The sequence below is a fragment of the Sphingobacterium pedocola genome (assembly GCF_015209965.1).
GTDB lineage: Bacteria > Bacteroidota > Bacteroidia > Sphingobacteriales > Sphingobacteriaceae > Sphingobacterium > Sphingobacterium pedocola.
This window is the reverse complement of sequence record NZ_MU158689.1, coordinates 1,599,618-1,621,098: the sequence shown is the minus strand read 5'-3', so window position 1 is coordinate 1,621,098 and position 21,481 is coordinate 1,599,618. Positions and strand designations below refer to the sequence as shown.

Here is a 21,481-nt window from a genome sequence, read left to right as displayed (position 1 = left end):
GGCTGCAGGTCTACGTCGGTACAGTGAAGTTGTGCGCGATCAGGGGTACACTGCCAAAGGTATCTGCTGTCGTCTATTCGAACATCATCCGCACGGATGTGGTAACACTGGTGGTAACGGTTATGATATGTGGAAGCAAGTATACGGAACTGGTATTAACAGCTGACCTAGCGGTTACCCCGGCGACGATCACGGGCGTTACATTTGAAGATAACAGCTTTGTGTACGACGGCACGGCGAAATCGCTTGCGATCACAGGTACACTGCCAAATGGAACTGCTGTCGTCTATACGAACAACATCCGCACGGACGTGGGAACACAGCAAGTAACGGCTACGATATCGGGAAGCAATTATACGGAACTGGTATTGACAGCTGATCTGGCAATCACACCGGCTACGATTACGGGCATCACGTTCGAAGATGGAAGCTTTGTCTACGACGGCACGGCCAAGTCGCTCGCGATTACAGGTGCACTTCCGGCTGGAACGACGGTAAATTATGTCAACAATGCACAGATCAACGCCGGTACGTATGGCATTACAGCGAATATCGATGGCGGTATTAATTATAACGACTTGATTTTGAATGCGTCCCTTACGATCAATAAGGCCGAGCAAACTATTACCTTCAATTCTCCGGGAGTATTATCGCGTGATGCCGGGACAATTGCCCTGGATGTGTATGCCAGCAGCGATCTGCCGGTAAACCTATCGGTAGATGATGCCTTCATCGCTACGGTCTCGGGTACGGACTTAACGGTACATCGTCTGGGAACAGTGCGTGTGACGGCAACGCAGGCAGGCAATTCGAACTACCTGGCGGCAGAGACGGTGGTGCTTGAAATCCGTATTGCCAACGCCGAAGATGCTGCGCTTCCGATCCTGGTCCATAAGGCCGTATCACCGAACGGCGACGGTATCAATGAGTTCCTGATGATCGAGGGGATAGGGGACTATCCGGAAAATAGGGTTACGGTCTTCGACAAGTCGGGCCGTGTGCTGGACGAGATCGAAGGTTACAACAACCGGGACAGGTCATTTACGGGAGAGTATGTCATTGATGGAACGTATTATTATTACCTTGATGTGAAGGACGGTAACACATGGAAACGGGAAAAGGGCTTCTTTGTGGTTAAACGTAGCGCGGGCAACTAACAGTAGGAAATAGGTTTAAAGATGAAAAGATCGAATATCATGAAAATATCACATATGAATACAGTTGCTGTTCTTTTGCTGCTCGTGCTGCTGCTACCCGGCGTTATCCGGGCCCAGCATGGCGTGAGCTACAACCAGTTTGGACAGTTGCGTAACAGCTTTAACTCCTCGCTGAGCACAATGGACGAACAGGGGAGCGTCTCCGTACTGGGGCGCAGCCAATGGCTGGGTGTAGACGGTGCGCCAAAGTCGTTATGGGCCACCGGTAATATCGGTCTCCAGCGTATGGGGGCCGCGGTTGGCTTTGATATCAAGCATGCAGCACTGGGTGTGGTCAAAGAAAGCGAATTTAGTGCCTATTTTGCCAAGTCGGTACGTTTGTCTGAAAACGAATACCTGAGTCTGTCGATGGGCGGGGGGCTGCTGTATTTTCAGGGAGACTACAGTAGCCTGGACGGCACCGATCCCTCGTTCCGCGACAATATCCAGGAGACGGCGGGCATTTTGAGCATCAGTACTTCCTATTACAGTAAGGATCGGTACTATGTAGGTGTCTCGATGCCCCGTTTTTCCCTTAACCGACGTGAGGACCGGGAGTATGAGTTTGGTAATGTATACTATATCACCGGTGGTGCGCTGTTTCGCTTAGACGATATGTTCCATGTCAGGCCTTCGTTTTTGGTGAGCCATATGGACGAGCAGACACCAAGGTATGATGTAAGCGCGTTGTTTTTTATGGCCCGGAAATTAGGACTGGGACTGGGAGTGCAGAACCAGGGTGACCTTTCGGCGCTGCTGCAGCTGAACTTTGGTAATTTCGGCATAGGCTACAGTTATCAGTTCAGTCCCGGCACCGGTACGCTTAACCAGCGTATCTCCAATAACACGCATGAAGTTGGATTACGTTACCGTGTTGGAGGGATTGGTTTATTATAATCCTACGACTAGGTTATAAAAAGGCCAGCACGTCAATTCTCCTTCTGACATGAATAATAGATATTTTCAAACTACAGCATCAAAAACTTCTCCATCATTTGGCGGATAGACTTGATCGCGGAGCTGATCTGGTTCTTTACCGTATGCCTTGATATCTGCAGTTTATCCGCGATTTCTTGATACGGATAGCCTTCGTCCCGTAACTGATAAATTACTTTTCGTTGGGGAGGCAGTTGGTCAATGGCCTCCTGAAGGCCTTCCCGAACCTCTTTTTCTTCGATCCCTTTGGGCTGCTCGGTGAGAAGATCCTGCATGGACTCCCAGATCGCTTGTTTTAGGCGGGCATCCGAAGATACTTTGCGCAGATAATCCATCACCTTGTTACGCGTAAGGATAAATAGAAAGGATTCGACCGATTGGATCTCCTGCAGTTGGTGGCGTATCTCCCAGAGCTTCATAAAAACATCGTGTACGATGTCGCGGGCTACGTCGCTATCTTTAGTGAGGTTGAAGGCTAGTTTGAAAAGTGGCTTTTCGTACGAAAGAAAGATATCGTTAAACAAAAGATGCAACGAATCTTCCTGCGGTTGATGCGTGGCACCATCGCTCGTGAGTTGATTTTCGTCTTTAGATTCATCCTTTGCCTTCATACCGTGCGTTAGAGCTATATTTTTGCGTGATCGGCGGCGATAAAGTGATCGATTATTTCGGAAATCTGTCGCTGCCGGTCTCAAACTTAAGGGATTAATACAAACTTAGATAAAATAAACATGAAGTAACGATCAATAATGCAGGCATTTTAAGAAAAATGTAAAAAAAATAAAATTCAGATAGGACATCGTATCTTGAGCTTCGTCTTTAGTATAGATTGCAAGATGAAAGAACGAGTTAACTATTTACTGAAACAGTATTTTTACAACAGGGCAAACCGTCAGGAGCTGGACGAACTATTCGCTATTATTCGATCGGCCGAGTACGATGAGGATATCGCACTATTGATCAAAGAACTGTATGAACAACTCAGGCGCGACGATCCATCACTAACGTATATTGATGATATGGGAAAGCTTTGGGAATCGCCCCACGCTGCGGATCTACCTCCAACTTTTACGGAGAAGGAAATTTCATTACCTCGGCGTCGTTCCGTTACAGTGAAAATGTATCTAAGTGTGGCGGCCTGTGCATTGCTGCTGCTCTTAGCGGGCTTGCTCTATCAGCATTGGCCGATCACGAACCACTCGGAGGTACAGATTATCAAGCATGCTGCTCCAGATGAGAACAAGGTCATCCTGCTCGCCGACGGCACCAAAGTGTGGGTTAACTCTTCCTCGCAGCTGCAATATCCTCAGGAATTTAAACGTGGACAGCCGCGTGAGGTGACACTGATAGGTGAGGCTTACTTTGAAGTGGAGCATGCGGAAAACTGGCCTTTTATTGTACATACGGGCGACGTGCAGACCAAGGTGCTGGGAACAAAATTTAATGTCAAAGCCTATCCCAATATGAAGGAAATACAGGTCTCGGTGAAAACGGGAAAGGTCATGGTTTCAAAGCGAAATGAAACCTTGGCGACGTTGATCCAAAATCAAGAGCTGAACGTGCCGGCCCGCTCGACTACAACTTTCCGAACGGTGAAAGAAAAAGAGTTGAAAAGCAAAGTCGTGGGCAGTTGGACATCGGGATACCTGGAGTATGAAGATGAGCCTATTGCAGCTGTTATAGCCGACATTGAACGGTTCTATCGCGTTGAAATTCGTTTGGATAGAGCTTCTTTACGTGACGAAATCATTACCCTCTCGGTGCTCAAAGAAAGCGACCCGGCCTACGTACTCGAGGTATTGGCTACATTGACAGATACAGCAATCAAGATAGAAAATAAAAAGTATGTAATTTTTTAACCTAAACAACTAAAAGATAAGATTATGAAATGAAAATGACCAGATAGAGTACAAGAAAAATGAAAGCCATTCCGGCTGGACCCCGGAAATGGCTAAAGGATTCAATACACACATTACGTTATACTAAATCATTACCAAAATTATGCATTTATTTCGAAAGAAGTGCAATAGGAGATTATTGATGAAAATATCCGCACTAGCAGTATTATTAACATGGTTTGCGACGATGGTCGCAGCCAATTCTTCAGCGCAGAATCTGGCTGAGATCAGGGCTTCGTTGCCCACAGAAAGCATCTCTTTACGGGAAGCTTTTAAAGCGTTGGAAAAGCAGACAAACATACGGTTTACTTATGTAAGCGGTGATGTCGTGAAATATAAACAGACACGAACGACACGGCGTAGCAACAATGTGGAGGCCATTTTGGAAGATCTATTGACGAATACCGATCTAGCGTATCGCCAGGTCGGAAAGACCGTTGTTATCAAAAAGAAAAAAAATGTTCCCGCCAGTGATGAAGCTACGAAAAAGCCTGATGAGGGTGTAGCTCAGTCTGCACGGAGAGGAACCGTACGCAACGAAAACGGAGAACCTGTGCGTGGGGCTACGGTACGTGTAAAAGGTACTAATATAGTCATGTCGACAGATCAGAATGGCGAATTCGTACTGAAGACCGCTGGAAGCGTGCTGTTACAGGTATCGTATCTGGGTTATCAGACGCAGGAACTAACATTTAGCGCTGATGGACAGGAGGTGCTGCTGTCTCCGGATTTCGGTAATCTGGATGCGGTAACGGTAATTGCCTACGGTACGACAAGTAAACGCGTGAGCACGGGATCGACCTCCTCTATCAGCAGCGAAGAAATCGCACGTGCGCCGGTCAATAATGCCTTGGAAGCCTTGCAGGGCCGAATTGCCGGTCTGGATATTGGCTCGTCGAACGGATTGCCGGGATCTTCGCCGAATGTACGTCTGCGCGGATTAAATTCCATTGCAGCGGACAATTCGCCGTTATATATCGTAGACAACGTGCCTTACTTCTCGGAGTCGTTAAACATGTTCAATGGTGATAACGGCGCACAGAGCCCGATTGCAGGGATCAATCCGAGCGATATCGAGCGGATCGATGTACTAAAAGATGCCGATGCAACAGCAATCTATGGATCACGTGGTGCTAACGGTGTAATCTTGATTACGACGAAGAAAGGTAAAGCGGGAAGAACTGCAGTTAATTTTAACGCCTATACCGGAGCCGGAAAGGTGACCAATATGGTGGAAATGCTGTCGACCCAGGAGTATCTGGAGCTGCGCCGTGAAGCATTTGCGAATTCGGGTGAGACGCCGGAACCGACGGTGCCGGATCTATTTGAATGGGATCAAAATCTGGATCAAAACTGGCAGAAAAAATTAATGGGCGGTACTGCCAAATTAACGGAAGCAAACGCCTCCATTGGAGGCGGCTCCGAAAGCACGAGTTTCTTGCTGACGGGTACGCTGCGTAAAGAGACAACCGTACAGCCCGGAGACAATGGGTATAACAAAGGTTCAGGTATGCTGAGCGTAAACCACAATGCGCCGGATGGAAAATTTTCCGTCTCGGCAACGGCAAATTATACGGCAGATTTCAACGATGCTATGGCAACGGATATTAGCCAGTATTACAACCTGCCGCCGAATATGCCAATTTACAACGAAGATGGTTCGTTCTATTGGTATGATAATACGCAAAATCCTTATGCGCTTTTACAACGTAGACATGAGACACGTAATAAGGCGTTGTTGGCGAGCGGAACAATCCGCTACAGTCCGATAACCAACCTGAACATATCGACGACGTTGGGCTACAACCATACGGGACTCAATCAGATCCAGATGTATCCGAGCACATCGTTTAACCCGCTGCAAGGTTCTGGAAGCATGTCTTATCTGGGCAATGGATCCTACGATTCTTACAGTATCGAACCGCAAGTAAGCTATCTGTGGGATACCGGCTGGGGTAAACTGGATGTATTGGCCGGAGCCACCTGGCAACAGGGAACCCGTGAGGGAACCTATTTCGTGGGTGAAGGCTTCACGTCAGATACCCAGTTGAATAATATCAATGCGGCAGTATCGGTACGATCCAATGGATTTAGGTATTCCAAATATAGATATCAAGCCGGTTTCGCACGCCTGACCTACAACTGGTTCAATAAATATATAGTGAATGGTACATTTAGAAGGGACGGCTCGTCGCGCTTTGGTCCCGATAGAAGGGTAGGTAATTTCGGTTCCATAGGTGCCGCTTGGGTATTTTCCGAGGAAAATTTTCTGAAGGATAATGATTCGTGGTTAACGTTTGGAAAGCTCCGCTCCAGCTACGGAGTAACTGGAAATGATCAGATTGGTAATTATGAGTTTATGAACACTTGGAGCTTCAATACCTACGCCTACGGTGGCATAGCGGGCCTTCATCCAACACGTGTCGCGAATCCACTATACAGCTGGGAGACAACACGTAAGCTGGAATTTGGTCTGGAAACGGGGTTCCTTAACAATAGGTTGACGTTGAATGTAAACCGTTATTACAATGAATCAGATAATCAGCTTATCGAACAAAAGTTATCACCTCAGACGGGTTTTTCAGGTTATAGAGCGAACCTGCCCGGCATCGTACAAAACAGGGGCTGGGAGTTTGAACTGACCTCAGTGAATATAAAAAACACGAATTTTGAATGGAATACCTCTGCCAATTTGACTATCGCAAAAAACAAACTGGTTGCTTATCCGGGGCTGGAATCGGATAATATTAATAAACAGTATTACGCGATCGGACACCCAATGGATATCGTGTACGGGTATCAATTCACTGGAGTGGATTCACAGACGGGCGTACCTCAGTTTGCAGACTTGAGCGGCGATGGGGAACTTAGCCAGGGATTGGATGATAGTTATGTAATCGGGTCTCGCTCCCCTAAGTTCTTCGGCGGTGTGAATAACACGCTGCGCTACAAAAACCTGAGCTTAAGTTTCTTGCTTCAATTTGTAAAGCAGGAGGGGGAACAGCTTAACTTCGGCTACATGGCTCCCGCGGCATTGGGCAGCATGGTGAATTTTGACACCTCGGTACGTGATCGTTGGAGAGAAGCCAATGATGCCAGCGATGTACCTCGTGCAGGTGTAAATTCGAACGATGAGGCTTATGCGGCATACAATACTTATTATAGGCATTCGGACGCACTCTGGGGTGATGCGTCTTACATACGGCTAAAGAATGTGATGATCAGCTACGATTTTACTTCCTTGTTACCGGCGCTAAAATCGCAGCGCATTAGCCTATATGGACAGGGACAGAATTTATTCACGATCACGAATTACGATGGCTTTGATCCCGAAACTAAAGGAAGGGTGATGCCACCGTTAAAGTATTACACTGTAGGTCTTCGTTTTACGTACTAAATTTGAATAACCATGAGATTTTTTAAATATATCACTTTTCTAGCCCTTCTATCGGGCTTAAATGCCTGCGACAGTTTTCTGGATGTAGGTGTACCAAAGGATGAGATTGCTGCGGAGTTGGCATTTTCGGATAATAAGACAGCTACGGCATCGGTTACTGGGGTTTACGGGCGCATGAATCAGCTAAACTATCAGTTTGCCAATGTCTTATCCATGATCTTGCCCGCAATGCAGGCGGATGAGTTTACGTATGCCTTTGTCTCCGCCGCGTATGAGGAATATAAAAACAATGCCGTGTTACCATCAAACCAGTTTTTAAATACACTATGGACACAGCCATATGAGTATATTGCCCAGGTCAATATGTGTATAGAAGGCTTGGAAGAATCTACCGCCTTGTCGCCGGATGTGAAAAGTCAATTGCTTGGGGAAGCGAAATTTCTGCGCGCCTTCTGTTACTTCTATTTGGTCAACAACTTTGGCGGAGTGCCCTTGATCGTGGGCACGAATGTGAACGAAAATAACACAAAAGGACGCTCGCCCGAAACGGAGGTGTATGCGCAGATTATTGCCGATCTAAAAGATGCCAAAGAAAGTCTCTTTGCAGGTTATCCGCAGGGAGTGGAAGTCAACACGGCGGGAGGAGAACGCATCCGCCCGAATAAAGCAGCGGCGTCTGCCTTGTTAGCGCGCGCTTATCTTTACACAAACCAGTCTGCTTTAGCAGAGGCGGAAGCGACAGCGGTAATTAATAATACGACGTATAAGCTGATGCCTACGGATGATATCGGAAAAGTATTTTTGAAAAATAGTGAGGAGGCAATCTGGCAGATCCAAGCCATCAATACGGCAAATGGTCGCAATACCTGGGAAGGTTTCCTGATCATCCCGGCTAACTTAGTGACAGGAACGCCTTTATTCCGGTTGATTCCTAACCATCTGTATGATGCCTTTGAAAGTGGTGATGCCCGAGACGAGAATTGGGTCGGTAAAATTACAACTGCCGCTGGAGTGACGCACAAGTATCCGCACAAATATAAGGCGCGATTTGCGGTGACACCCGTAGCCGAGTATACCATGGTGCTCCGTTTGGCAGAGCAATACCTGATACGGGCGGAGGCACGTTACAACCAACAGAACTACGGCGGTGCTGAGGCGGATATAAACGCCATCCGCTCGCGGGCAGACCTCGATGGTTTGGCATTAAACAACGACAAGGATGCCGTACGTATGGCTCTTGAACAGGAACGTCGCGTCGAATTATTTGCCGAATGGGGACATCGGTGGTACGATTTGCGTAGGTGGCCAAGTGTAACCGGCCAGGCCGGAAAAACACGTGCTGACGATATCTTGCCGGCATTGAAGCCGAGTTGGAAAGCGGATGCCATTTATCTTCCTTTGCCGGAGACTGCCGTAGCGTCCAACCCCAATCTGAACAAAGATTTTTAATAGCAGAAAGAACGTGCCTAAGTACGCTAAATCTTGGACGGTTAGGCACGTTCCTTTGCATATCGTGCTCCCTGTTATAGCGGTATGTAACAAATTTCTTCTAAAAGCTAAATGAAGCGGAAGTTTGTGCATACCTATACAAATGGAGCACATCACAAAAAAAACAAACGGATGAAAAGAATTTTAATACTGTGCGTCACACTGCTGTTTGCCTATGCTGCTAACGCCGCGGCTGCAAAGAAAACAGTTATTTCCGGTAAGATTTTAAATTTTAAGGGAAGCACGATATCGCTCAACTATCAAGAATATGCATTACTGAGTAGTTTGCAAAAGGAAGAGGTAGACGTAGACGAGCATGGCGCTTTTCGCGTCGAAATCTCCATATCCGGTCCTGCAAGGGCATTCTTGGTCTTTGGCTCTACGCCCGTGGAAGAAAAATTTACCTTGACTCTTGGGAATGGAATTGATACGGCCATGACGACCAATACTAATCGTTCGGAAATGGTATACCTCTATCTGCAACCCGGCGACAAACAGGTGGTGCAGGTAACGGTTGGGGATGTACAGCAAACCCTACAGATAAGCGGACGTCATCATGCGGATAGCGAATACTTGAACCAGGAGGACTGGCAGTTCAATCGATATGCGGATAAGCATCTGAAGAATTACTTTGGTTATGTGCAATATGATCCGACGCAGTACGGAGCTTATGTGGCCAAAAGGGAAGAAGCGCGAAATAACTTCCTGCAGGCATACCACAAAAAAAGTAAATTGAGCAAGCATCTGAAGGATGTGAGCGAGTGGACGATATACGGTGACGCTATTATGGCGCAGCTATTATACCCTTCAATGCGGGTCAGCTACCGGAAGGATGAATTTCAACCGGATCCTACCTATTATGATTTTTTAAAGCACGTACGGGTAAATGATAGCCGCATGGATAAAGGTATTGCCTATTTCTATTTCTTGGACTATTACCTCAAAGAGGCGTTTAAGTTGTCGGCAGACCCGGGGGATCGCTTTGATTTTGCTGCGAAGAAACTTTCCGATAGATCGCTGTACGAATATTATGCATTTGCATTACGGACTAATTTCAAGAAAAAGTTGTACGAGAAATTTGATTCTTCCTGTCCGTATCCAGATCTGGCGAAAGTGGTTAAGGATAAGTACCAGCACCTGGAAGGTATGCTGGAGGGAAATCCGGCGCCTGCGATCAGTATGCAGGATACCGTAGGAGCAAAGTATACTTTCGAAAAATGGAAAGGGAAATATATCTATATTGATTTTTGGGCAACGTGGTGTGGTCCATGTATTCAGGAGATACCTTTCTTAAAGGAATTGGAACATGATTATGCGGGTAAGAATATTGTTTTTGTCAGTATGTCGATGGACCGTGTAGCAGATCGCCAAAAATGGGTGGACTTTGTGCGTGATCAAAAATTGACCGGCGAGCAAGTTTGGTTGGATGCGAACGATAATAAGGCGATTTCCAAAGCCTTCAATATTCTACAAATACCGCGGTTTGTGCTGTTAGATAAAGAAGGGAGAATCCTGGATGTTAATGCACCGCGGCCATCGGACGAGCGATTACGATCCATACTGGATAAACTGGACTAAACAGACTACTTCTTAAAAAACATCCCCATCGGTGAAAATGCTGAGGGGGATGTTTTGCATGGTAAAATCCCCGTTGCTGAAGTCAATAAGTAAATAAGTAAAGGTTACAGGCACATCTATGTAGCTACCGAACAATCGTTGCAAACTCCCGTAAGCACACAATTCACGTTTTCCACCTGATAACTTTCTTGAATGGCGAAATGTACGGGTACGGGCAAGCACTCAATGGTCTCACAGCTTGTGCAGCGAAAGTGAAAATGATTGGCGGCTAATTTAGTCTCATCGCATTTCATGCATACCGCGAAGTACTGCTTCCCATCTTCTGCCACAATCCGATGCTCGCAACGGGTAACATGGCGGGAGCCATGGTAAATAGTGAGCTAATGAGTGAACAGTTTTAAGCTTCTTTTCTTTTTTACCGTCGCTTGCTTTGACGTAAGGTGTTATCTTCGTTATGAACAGCCTAACAATGTGTTGGTTATCCTACTACCTCAAATGCTGGAATTTCTTTAATTTGATATTGCACGACGATTTCGGATCCTTCTGTGGGTAGGGGTATATGAAAGCGTCTTAATAAATTCAGCGAGCTATCGTTAATTTTTAATGTAAAATCTCGATAAATCGTGATTTCGGTAGCGAGGTACAGTTTTTCTTGAGCAAGGGCAGGCAGCGGTATCCGGTGTATAGGAAATTCCCACAACCGATGTGTTGACTGCTGGATAAGACTGTTCATAAACGCGCGATTGAATGTTATAAGCGTATCTAGATGATTAACGCGTTCCACCTGCAATGGTTTTGAAACAAGATCAACTTTGATTTCCTCTGGTATGAAAATGCAACTATTATCCGTCTGCGTTGCAAAGTTGAGCATAACACCGACCTGTGGTTCTTTATAAAGTCCATTGTACATCGTCTCGGACAATACGATATCTGCTGAGAGATCAGCTGGAACGTGCCACGTAGAAGCATCTGCACAGATTGCCGTATTCACATAATCTTCAAATCCAAATAAATTGATCGTCTGTTCCATTTTATCAAAACTAATCTGATTGATTTCGAGTAGTGTAAACTGCACTTCTGTTGAGGTATAGTAGCTCATCAACGGTAGAGCTAGCGTCGCAAAAGGCCCTGTGCCTGCGTAAATGATCTGAATGGGGCCTTCTTTTTGCGCTAATTTATCCTGAATTGCTTGATGAGTAGCTTGTATAAACCGCTGGGTACGGAATACTTCTTTAATGCATAATGCAGCCCATAGTGGGCCTATTGCGTTGCCAGATTTTGTAGACAAATGAGTTCTTAAGTCTTCTGATTCAGGTGCTATCGCATGCAGGGTAAATAAAAGATCAGTTAGTCCCGTAATCGCTGGTGCAAGTTTAGCATGAAAGCCAAGTGGGAAAAGTATATCTTTTGTATAATGGCTTAATTTTTCCTGTATAGAAGTCATTGGTACTGGTTAAAGCGGCATGTTTTTTCGGGGTCTAATATAGGGAAAAGTCGATAGATAAAAAATGACATAATTTTAAAAAAATATATTAATTTTAACTCCTCACTAGAATTAATCGATAAATATTGAGCATCTATTTAAAATTTGATCTATCCCTTGATAAACACACGTTGAGACAAGAGTTGGATTTCTGCCTTAAAGAGCTATGGGTAAGCCATTTTAATCAGAATGATTATGAAGGTCAATGGAATTGTATCGCGCTGCGTTCAAAATCTGGCCAAATAACTGATATACTTCCCATTTTTACAGAGCAACCCTATCGGGATACATCACTGATGGATCGTCTGCCTTATACTAAAAGTGTGTTGGATAGTATTCCGGGTGTAAAGGAAAGTGTCCGATATATGGCATTGTATCCGGGAGCTGTCATTAAACCGCACCGCGATAGGGGATGCAACTATGAGGATGGGGTATATCGTATACATATTCCGATTCAAACGAATGATGGGGTTGAATTTTATGTCGATGATCAACGGCTATTTCTAAAGGAAGGAGAGTGCTGGTATATTAATTTCGATAAGGTACATCACATTCATAATAGAGGTAAGGAAGTGCGTGTCCATTTGGTAATCGACGGACTCCGGACTGCGGAGACCGATGTATGGTTCAATCAACAGGGGTATAGGGAAGTGAAAAAGCCTAAATATGATGAAGCTACCAAAAAGGCCATGATTGCGCAATTGGAATTATTGGATACTGATACGGCAAGACAATTAATTGATCAGCTACGGGAAGAGACATAGATGATCTACAATTGGATACCTTACAAACTGGAAATGACTGCGGATGGCCCACTGATCCATTGGTTGGATCTGGGCAATCGACGGATAGTAGAGCCATTTTTTGATGAAAGTATTTCCTGGAATAGAATGGTTATGCGGCAACGGTCAAGATATCAGTCGGTAACTACAATAGAGGTGGTGCATCGCTGGGCAGCTGAGATGAATTATGCAGCTCCGTGCGCTTTTATTTTTCATGTGTCACGATGTGGTTCTACTTTATTGTCGCAGTGCCTTGTCGAAGATACAAAGCACATTGTTATCCCCGAAGCGCCGTTATTGGATGATATCTTAAGGTTGGAAGATAGTGCATTTCCTGAGGGTAGCAGTAGGCAAAGGTTGTTTAATGATACGCTCAAATTACTCGGTCAGAAACGGTTAAACGAAAGCTTATTATTCATAAAATTAGATTCTTGGCACCTATACCAATATACACTGTTAAGGTCCTGGTATCCGGATACTTATTTTTATTTCTTGAGCAGGGAACCTAAAGCCATCATTCGATCGCATCAGAAAAGAAGGGGGATACAGATGATACCAGGCTATCTCCCAGAGAGCTGTACCAAGATCAAGGTGCAGGTAGAACACTATACGAATTTTGATCAGTTTACAGCAGACGTTCTGAAAGGTTTTTATGATCACTTAATGACTATTGAAGCAATGCAGCATCCACTAGATGGTTTTTTCGATTATAATGCAGGAATGGACAATATGTTAAAAGCATTTAATAACCACATCGCTAATCGGCTTGAAAACATGGAATTGATGCAGGCACGCACGCGGCAGCACAGCAAAAATCCTAAACAACCTTTTGAAGAACCTACGCTGTATTGGGAGGATTTTCCATATCGATCCTGTTTATCTGCTTACAAAAATCTAGTTAAAATTTATGAAAAACGATAGTAATATGGGCGTCATCTATCAAATGACTGGCTTGTCGGGAGCAGGTAAGACAACCTTGAGCAAGAGGTTAAAACAAATATTGAAAGAGAAGGGATATCGTGTGGCGATCGTGGACGGGGATATATATAGGCAGACCTTATGTAGTGATCTGGGATTTAGCCGTGCCGACAGAATTACAAATATTAAAAGGTTGGGGCGGTTTGCTTTTGCCTTGGCCGCGGACTACGACCTCGTCCTTATAGCAGCTATCAATCCGTATGAAGAAGGTCGGGATTTTCTTAGACGGCAGTTTGGGGCGCCGCTGCTTTTTTTGGATTGTTCTTTGCAAACGCTGATACATAGGGATCCTAAAGGTTTATATAAAAGCGCTTTGCGCGACGAAGACGATCCAAAGTATATCGCCCAGTTTACAGGGATCTCGGATCCTTTTGAAAGGCCGCTGGTAGCGGATCTGTACTTGGATACCGACGCTCTTTCCGAAGAGCAATGTATTGAACAGTTAACAGCTTATATCACCAATCATTTTATAAACAATAAAATAGATCTTGCATTTATAAATTTTTTAAGCCGCTTTAGAAAGGAAAGCCTTGCTTCACCTGATCAGAAAAGTAACGACATTGCATTTATAAAAAATTGCCGCATCTTCAGCGCGTTATTTGAACTGGATCTTCGAGATCTTTATCGATTCCTTTTCTTAGATTGTAAAGACGATGTACAGTTTGAAAAATGGTTGAGTGACCATGTAGGCGATGCGGAGCTGTATAGTGATCGAATAGAAAAGTTTTTATCCTGGATCAGCAAAGAGGAGGTAGTTTCGGAACCATACACATATCAATATCTAACCCAAGAGCAATTGAAGTGTTGGGAGGAGCAAGGTTATTTGGTGCTACCTGGGTTAATACCCGTGGCAGATTGCGATGCGGTACGGAACCTCATTTGTAAAGAACTTGGAATAAATCTCGGAGATGTTAGTACCTGGTGCCCTACTGACCCAAGATGGCAGGGGATTATGTTATTTTCGGTAAAAGACGAGTCGACGCAGGTAATCCGTAATAATCAAACCGTCCGCTCGGTATTTGAGGACTTGTACCGTAGTAAAGGGCTACTGTCGCTGAATGCCCCCTTGGGTTATATGCCTCCACTCTGGACGGGTTATCCTTTTAGATCTAGTCCCCTTCATTGGGATATTGATCCGGAGACCGGACCGAGAAATCACATACAGGGACTTATATACTTGGATGATGTCGCCGAAGACGGGGGAGCCTTCAGTTTAATTCCGGCTATGCACAAGCAGTATAAGGAGCTTATTGCAAACTATGCAACGGTCGAAGCTACGCTGGAGATACTACGTAGCCAAAACCAAGTAAAATTACTGTCGGGGAAGAAAGGGGATCTGATCCTGTGGCTGGATGCGACGCCACATGCGGCAACCCCAAACCAGGGATCCCTTCCTAGATTTGTGCAGTACCTAAGTTTTGAATGTATTTAAACAAGATGATTATCAATACGATATATAATTGTCCCCCATTTGTCCCCTCCTTTTGGTGCAGGGATTTTAAGCAATAGACGATATTCGTAGCAGATTGGAGCCATATCTTCTCGTGAGATTTATCATACATAGCATAACTTAGTAAAACGATCCATACCAAATGAATATAGTAAACCGTCGGGATTTTCTGTTAAAAATGGGCATTCTATCAGGCTCACTTTTAGTCGGGCAAAAGGGTTTTTCTGGAGAACTCGATCGAACCACTAGGTTTTCCCTGAGGGCCGATCCAAGCAACGTGCATTTTTATTTTACGGGAAACCTACATGGAGACCGGACACTCTTGGCCAACCTTCCGAATGCGATAGAAGCCAAACAGGCGCTTTGGCTGGACACCGGAAATTTTTCACTGGGTACCACTGATCTGCGCCTGATCCAACAGATGAACACAACGGGATATCAGGTCGCGGCTGTCGGAGCCAATGAATGGAGACTGGGAGAAGATCTTCTTCTGAGATTAGCTAAGCAATGTCAATTTACGTTGGTCATGAGCCACGGACAGCGGAACGATACAGAATGGTTAAGATGGATAAAGCCCTACGAGATCGTGAATCTAGGGAGCAATCGTATCGGCATTGTAGCATTGGGGCCATCCACAGACGTGGATGCCGATCGATTAGCTTGGAAGCAAATGCATAAGTGGGCGCAGACACTCAAAAGGGGTTCATCCTGTGATTATTGTATTTGTTTGGTCCCAGAAGGATATGAAAAGTCGTTTGTTATGGAAAATATTGTAAGTAGCGATGCGTTGGATATCGTCTTATGTGGCGCCTTGGAAAAATCTCGTCCGGCTCAATATATTCTGAAAAATAGAAATAAAACAGATGTGATCTGTGGCATAGGCACAAGCGAGGGAAATCTCGTAGGTAAGCAGGTGCTGGATATGAGAACACCGAACCTCTTATTGCCGTATCTGTTGACCCACCATCCTATTAAAAGCGTTGACAATACTGCCTTATTCACCTAATAATAATTTACACTAAAAATATATAACAATGGATCATTTTTTAGCATCAATAATTCTATTCGCAGGCAACTACGCGCCCCGGGGCTGGGCGTTTTGTCGGGGGCAATTATTGTCCATAAATTCGAATAGCGCGCTGTTCTCCTTGCTTGGGACCACATATGGCGGAGATGGACAAAATACTTTCGCGTTGCCCAACCTAGGAAGCCGGGTGCCGGTTGGAACGGGACAGGGACCTGGACTTAGGCCTTATACCCTTGGAGAGACTGGCGGACAGGAATTGGTGACTTTGACACAGACGGAAATACCACATCATTCGCATTTTATCAACATATCGAGTGCAAATGGAACAACCGAGCTGGGCGCCGATCACCTTTTAGCCACTGGAAATGCAACGATTGCTCGGGGAAACACGGTAGCTGCGAATATGTATACCTCAGCAACACCGAATGCCATGCTGTCTCCTCAGACTGTTGCTCCTACGGGTGGTTCACAGCCACATCTGAATATGCAGCCGTATTTAGCATTGAATTATATCATTTGTATGGAAGGTGTCTATCCATCGAGAAATTAAGATAGTGTAAACTATCTTAATTTTTTATACTGGCACGCTGTATCGGGGCGTATGCTACATCAATTACTACTACTATCTACTATGAAATTTTCTTCTTCTTTGTTATGGGTCTGCGGGCTTATATTTCTTTCTACCTCGGCACTACTTGGACAGACAACCGTCGATTTCAACGGGCTAATAAATTCTCATGGATATGGTAAAACGTTCGGAGCTGCTGATGGTTATGACGGTCCGAGTCCCATCAATGAAGAGGATGAGGCTGGTGGTTTTGTGTTTATCATAAATTCTACCAATAATTCCGTCATTACGGCGAAGTCGGAGGTTGGATATCAGGGATCTACGACGCTTTACGATAATAATTCGGCTATTGGTGGAATTACACAATGGACAATTAAGAAAAAGGATAATAGTAATTTTCAATTTAAGGGGATCTACCTAAAAGATGCTGGGGCGGGGGGTAGTCTTTCGGGCACGGTTTCGGCATATAGAGCGGGAGTACCCGTGGGCTCGAGTGTGTCCGTCAATTTTGATGGGAGTCTAAATCAAACTTTCGAACTGAATGCTGACTTTGATGATATTGACGAAATCCGTATCGGTGGAACAGATCTGAACCTATACGTAGATCAGTTCATGGCCGGCCCGCCAAAGAATACTGGTACCGCGGAACCAGCTGCGGTATCGAGCATCGTTGTAGACGGCACGCCAAACTCGTCGGCTTCTTCCATGAGCTTTTTGGTCACCTTTACTAAGCCGGTAGTCAATGTTAGTCTGGATGATTTTAATTTGGAGCCTACGGGTAACGCTTCAGGTAATATTGCATCGGTCACGCCAATATCAACGGCTGTATATCGGGTTACAATTACAGAGATTACGGGGGAGGGGACACTCAGACTGGATTTGAACAGTGCGACCGATATTGCTACCGCTATAGGTAATATTGGCGGCACGCCTGCATTTACAGCAGGTGACAGTCATTACGTGGGCGCTTGTGGTTTAGTGACTTTTGATCATGGACAGACTGATAATGCGACTTCTTTCTCCGCTAATGGAATGAACTACCAGATGACAGGAAATTGGAAAGTTAAGAAGAACCTGCCTGCAACGGGGATGGGTGGTTCACCTTTTAATCTTACTGGAACTGGAACAGGATCATTTGTTATTAAAAGTACCAGCAACTCATTTCGGCTAAATAGTTTCTATGCATATCTTTCATCGGATATCAATGGTGCTAATCCAACGGATACTGGTACAGTTACTGTAGTTGGAAAATTGGGCGGAATTTCGATACATATACTAACGGTAAGTACTGGTTTCAATACAAATTTTGCGACGGATAATGGATATACAAAATTTGATCTTGGGACATCAGCTATTGATGAACTGGTAATAACGCTCAGCGGAGGTTTTCAGTACCTGGATTTAGATGATATTAGTTTATGCCCAGTTCTGAATACGCCCCCTGTTATCGGTAATCTGAACGGTAATGCGGTTAGCTGGGCGGGCGTAGGTAACATAGTGAATCTGGATGCAAGCGCTGATGCCACAGTTGCTGATGCCGAGTTTGACGCCACCAACTGGAAAGGTGCAACCCTCACAGTGCAGCGGGCAAACAGTCCGTTGGCTTCGGATATATTCGGATTTAACCAGGTGGGCTACGGCTACACTGTTAGCGGTGGAAATTTACAAACTGCGGGTACAACGTTTGCTACCTTTACCAATACGGGAGGGGTATTGACAATAACCTTCAATATGTCTGCCACCAATGCCCTGGTGCGAAATGTGCTGCGTACTATCGGCTACCGTAACGACACTCCTGCGGGCGATGCAATTATCCGTTTCACGCTAAGTGACGGTACATTGAACACTACTGCCAATGTCGCCGTGAGGAGCAACACGATTTATATTACCAATAGTACTGATGCTGCTGCGATCAACCTCAACGATGGTGTGAGCTTCAGCGAGGCGGTGGCTATTGCTGCGAATATGACGACGGGTAATCAGAGTTTAGTATTCACAAATGATGTAAATGGCGAAATGACTTTGGCTGGGAACCTTAGTATAAATGAAGATTTAGTCATCAATGCAGATTTGGCCTCCGGTCTTGTTATTAAAGGCAGCACCATTACCCTAGGTGCTATCGTGAGTTTCACCAATGCTTCGGGAAACATAACGATCGCGAGTGCTTTAGCTGGATCGGGAGTCCTTTCCAAATATGGTGCTGGAACACTAATTATTCAGAATAGTATCCCGGTATCCAGTGTCAGCGGGCTTGTCATTGTCCTTGCGGGTACTTTACAGCTGGATGCTGTTTTGCCATGCCACTTGGCTATCGAATCAGGAGCTACTTTGACAGGTAATGGGGGGACTGTTGGTGGAACCTTAACCGTTAATTCTGGCGGTACGCTATCTCCGGGTGGTAGCAGTATTGGTTCGCTGAAGATCAATGGTGGTCTGAATATGGCTACAGACGCTATGCTGAATGTTCAAATAAACGGTGTTACAGCTGGTACAGGTTATGATCAGGTTATCGTCGAAGGTACCGTAAATCTTACTGAAGAACCGACTCTCGACGTTATGCAGGGCTATGACCCAGATCAAGGTGATGTCTACTTGATAATCGTTAACAACAGTTCGGGAGCTATAGCAAATGCTTTTCACCTTTTGTCAGAGGGAGGGTCAATTGTTGCCGCTGGAAACGGTAAGGTGTTAAAAGCTAGTTATATGGGTGGAACGGGCAACGATTTTACCCTGACTGCACCAATTAATAGTGCTCCGGTTGTAACAACTACATCAGGTGCTACCGCATTTATTGAAGGTAGCGATGTGGTTTCTACACCGGTTGTAATTGATGCTGGCATTACGGTGGATGATATGGACAATACAACCCTAGCTTCTGCCACTGTGAGCATCAGCGCTAACTTCCAGATAGCTGAAGATATTCTGGCATTCGTGAATGACGGTATTAGCATGGGCAATATTGTTGGAAACTATAACAGTGGTACGGGGATGCTGTCGTTGACGTCTAGTGGTGCGTCTGCAACGCTCGCAGAATGGCAAAGCGCCCTGGCATCGGTAACCTATAATAATAGTTCTGATGATCCCAATATTGCTACCCGCCAACTGAGCTTTGTGGTCCATGATGGTATGGATGCGAGTACGGCCAGTACGAAAGATGTTAGTATTACGGCTGTTAATGATACACCAATTATTAGTGGTACTCCGATGACTAGTGTAAATCAGGACGTGGCTTACAGCTTTGTCCCAACTGTTACTGATGAAGACTCGGATGTATTCCTATTTAGTATAGTCAACCAACCAAGTTGGACGTCGTTTGATTCGGTGACGGGTGAGCTATCTGGTATACCGACGAACGCGAATGTAGGTACTACAACAGGGATTGTGATTAGTGTATCCGATGGAACGTTAAGCGCTAGTTTGCCGGCATTTGATCTAACTGTAACTACGACCCTATTTACTGGTTTGTCTTTATCGGATAAGGTATTTGTTTACGATGGTACGGAGAAAATGTTGGAGTTTGAAGGGATTCTTCCGAACGATGCTTCAGTAATATATAGCGGCAATGGTCGTACAAGTGTCGGGAGCCAAACGGTTTCAGCTGTCTTCTCTGCTCCGGGGTACACCCCTTTGGTACTAACCGCCGATTTAGAAATTACCCCTGCTACGATAACAGGTGTTACGTTTGAAAATAATAGCTTTGTGTACGACGGCACGGTCAAGTCGCTTGCCATCAGTGGTACGCTGCCAGACGGAACTTCTGTCGCTTACACGAACAACAGCCGCACGGATGTGGGTACGCAGGAAGTGACGGCAACCATCACCGGCTCGAATTATACGGAGCTGGTATTGACCGCCGATTTGACTATTACACCGGCGACGATCACGGGGATCACGTTCGGTGACGGAAGCTTTGTGTACGACGGCACGGCCAAATCGCTTGCGATTAGTGGTACATTACCGGCAGGCGCGAGCGTAGCTTACAGCAATAACAGCCGAACAGATGTTGGAACACAGGGGGTAACGGCAACCATCACTGCTTCGAATTATACGGAACTGGTACTGACAGCTGACCTGACGATCACACCTGCTACGATTACGGGCGTCACGTTTGATGACGGAAGTTTCGTCTATGACGGCACGGTCAAGTCGCTTGCGACCAGTGGTACACTGCCAGCGGGAACAGCTGTCGCTTACACGAACAACACCCGCACGGATGTGGGAGCGCAGGAAGTAACGGCAACCATCACGGGTTCTAACTTCATTACTTTGGTATTGACCGCTGACTTGACTATTACACAGGCGACGATCACGGGTATCACGTTCGGCGACGGAAGCTTTGTCTACGACGGCACGGTCAAATTGCTTGCCATCACTGGTACATTACCGGTTGGAACAGCTGCCGCCTATACAAATAACAGCCGCACGGATGTAGGGACACATGTGGTAACGGTCACAATATCAGGAAGTAACTATATGGAACTGGTATTGACGGCTGACCTTGAAGTCACACCGTCGACAATCACGGGGATCACGTTCGGTGACGGAAGCTTTGTCTACGACGGCACGGCGAAATCACTTGCCATCAGTGGTACACTTCCGGTTGGAACAGCTGTCGCCTATACAAATAACAGCCGCAAGGATGTAGGCATACAATTGGTAACGGCAACCATCACCGGCTCGAATTATACGGAACTGGCGCT

The 21,481-nt window shown here is 45.5% G+C and carries 14 protein-coding genes; 12 read left to right on the top strand and 2 right to left on the bottom strand.

Annotation, left to right across the window (positions count from 1 at the left end; translation table 11 throughout):
- Both C4F40_RS06830 and C4F40_RS06825 read left to right on the top strand, forming a co-directional pair.
- On the top strand, nucleotides 1-1,157 hold a 1,157-nt coding region (locus C4F40_RS06830), incomplete at its 5' end, for a T9SS type B sorting domain-containing protein (RefSeq protein WP_196938596.1).
- Between the two features lie 21 nt (nucleotides 1,158-1,178).
- Entirely contained in the window at nucleotides 1,179-2,093 is a 915-nt protein-coding gene (locus C4F40_RS06825; protein ID WP_313785144.1) for a PorP/SprF family type IX secretion system membrane protein, read from the top strand.
- Nucleotides 2,094-2,164: 71 nt separating this feature from the next.
- On the opposite strand, the gene C4F40_RS06820 is transcribed toward C4F40_RS06825, so the two are convergent.
- Nucleotides 2,165-2,743, bottom strand: a complete 579-nt coding sequence (locus C4F40_RS06820; protein ID WP_196938594.1) for an RNA polymerase sigma-70 factor — start codon at nucleotides 2,741-2,743, stop codon at nucleotides 2,165-2,167.
- Between the two features lie 225 nt (nucleotides 2,744-2,968).
- Between C4F40_RS06820 and C4F40_RS06815 the strand changes: the two genes are divergently transcribed.
- The 4 genes from C4F40_RS06815 to C4F40_RS06800 all read left to right on the top strand — a co-directional run bounded on the left by C4F40_RS06815 (nucleotide 2,969) and on the right by C4F40_RS06800 (nucleotide 10,493).
- Nucleotides 2,969-3,991: a FecR family protein gene (locus C4F40_RS06815; RefSeq protein ID WP_196938593.1), complete on the top strand. Its 1,023-nt coding sequence runs from the start codon at nucleotides 2,969-2,971 to the stop codon at nucleotides 3,989-3,991.
- 181 nt (nucleotides 3,992-4,172) lie between these two features.
- Complete coding sequence (locus C4F40_RS06810) at nucleotides 4,173-7,427, top strand: SusC/RagA family TonB-linked outer membrane protein (protein ID WP_231389950.1); 3,255 nt, start codon at nucleotides 4,173-4,175, stop codon at nucleotides 7,425-7,427.
- 12 nt (nucleotides 7,428-7,439) lie between these two features.
- Nucleotides 7,440-8,876 carry a RagB/SusD family nutrient uptake outer membrane protein gene (locus C4F40_RS06805; protein WP_196938591.1) on the top strand — a complete coding sequence of 479 codons (1,437 nt, stop codon included), beginning with the start codon at nucleotides 7,440-7,442 and terminating at the stop codon, nucleotides 8,874-8,876.
- 171 nt (nucleotides 8,877-9,047) lie between these two features.
- Complete coding sequence (locus tag C4F40_RS06800) at nucleotides 9,048-10,493, top strand: TlpA family protein disulfide reductase (RefSeq protein WP_196938590.1); 1,446 nt, start codon at nucleotides 9,048-9,050, stop codon at nucleotides 10,491-10,493.
- A gap of 478 nt (nucleotides 10,494-10,971) precedes the next feature.
- On the opposite strand, the gene C4F40_RS06795 is transcribed toward C4F40_RS06800, so the two are convergent.
- A complete protein-coding gene (locus C4F40_RS06795) occupies nucleotides 10,972-11,937 on the bottom strand; it encodes an SAM-dependent methyltransferase (RefSeq protein WP_196938589.1) in 966 nt (321 codons plus the stop codon).
- Nucleotides 11,938-12,062: 125 nt separating this feature from the next.
- On the opposite strand from C4F40_RS06795, the gene C4F40_RS06790 reads away from it, so the two are divergent.
- The 6 genes from C4F40_RS06790 to C4F40_RS06765 form a co-directional block, all read left to right on the top strand.
- Nucleotides 12,063-12,740, top strand: coding sequence for an aspartyl/asparaginyl beta-hydroxylase domain-containing protein (locus C4F40_RS06790; protein WP_196938588.1), 678 nt, complete (start codon nucleotides 12,063-12,065; stop codon nucleotides 12,738-12,740).
- Nucleotides 12,741-13,679, top strand: a complete 939-nt coding sequence (locus tag C4F40_RS06785) for a hypothetical protein (protein WP_196938587.1) — start codon at nucleotides 12,741-12,743, stop codon at nucleotides 13,677-13,679.
- Complete coding sequence (cysC, locus tag C4F40_RS06780) at nucleotides 13,666-15,168, top strand: adenylyl-sulfate kinase (protein WP_196938586.1); 1,503 nt, start codon at nucleotides 13,666-13,668, stop codon at nucleotides 15,166-15,168. Before C4F40_RS06785 ends, cysC begins: the two co-directional genes overlap by 14 nt.
- Before the next feature lie 160 nt (nucleotides 15,169-15,328).
- Nucleotides 15,329-16,192, top strand: coding sequence for a metallophosphoesterase family protein (locus C4F40_RS06775; protein WP_196938585.1), 864 nt, complete (start codon nucleotides 15,329-15,331; stop codon nucleotides 16,190-16,192).
- Between the two features lie 28 nt (nucleotides 16,193-16,220).
- Entirely contained in the window at nucleotides 16,221-16,763 is a 543-nt protein-coding gene (locus tag C4F40_RS06770) for a phage tail protein (RefSeq protein ID WP_196938584.1), read from the top strand.
- Nucleotides 16,764-16,844: 81 nt separating this feature from the next.
- A partial coding sequence (locus C4F40_RS06765; protein ID WP_196938583.1) for a beta strand repeat-containing protein occupies nucleotides 16,845-21,481 on the top strand: 4,637 nt, incomplete at its 3' end.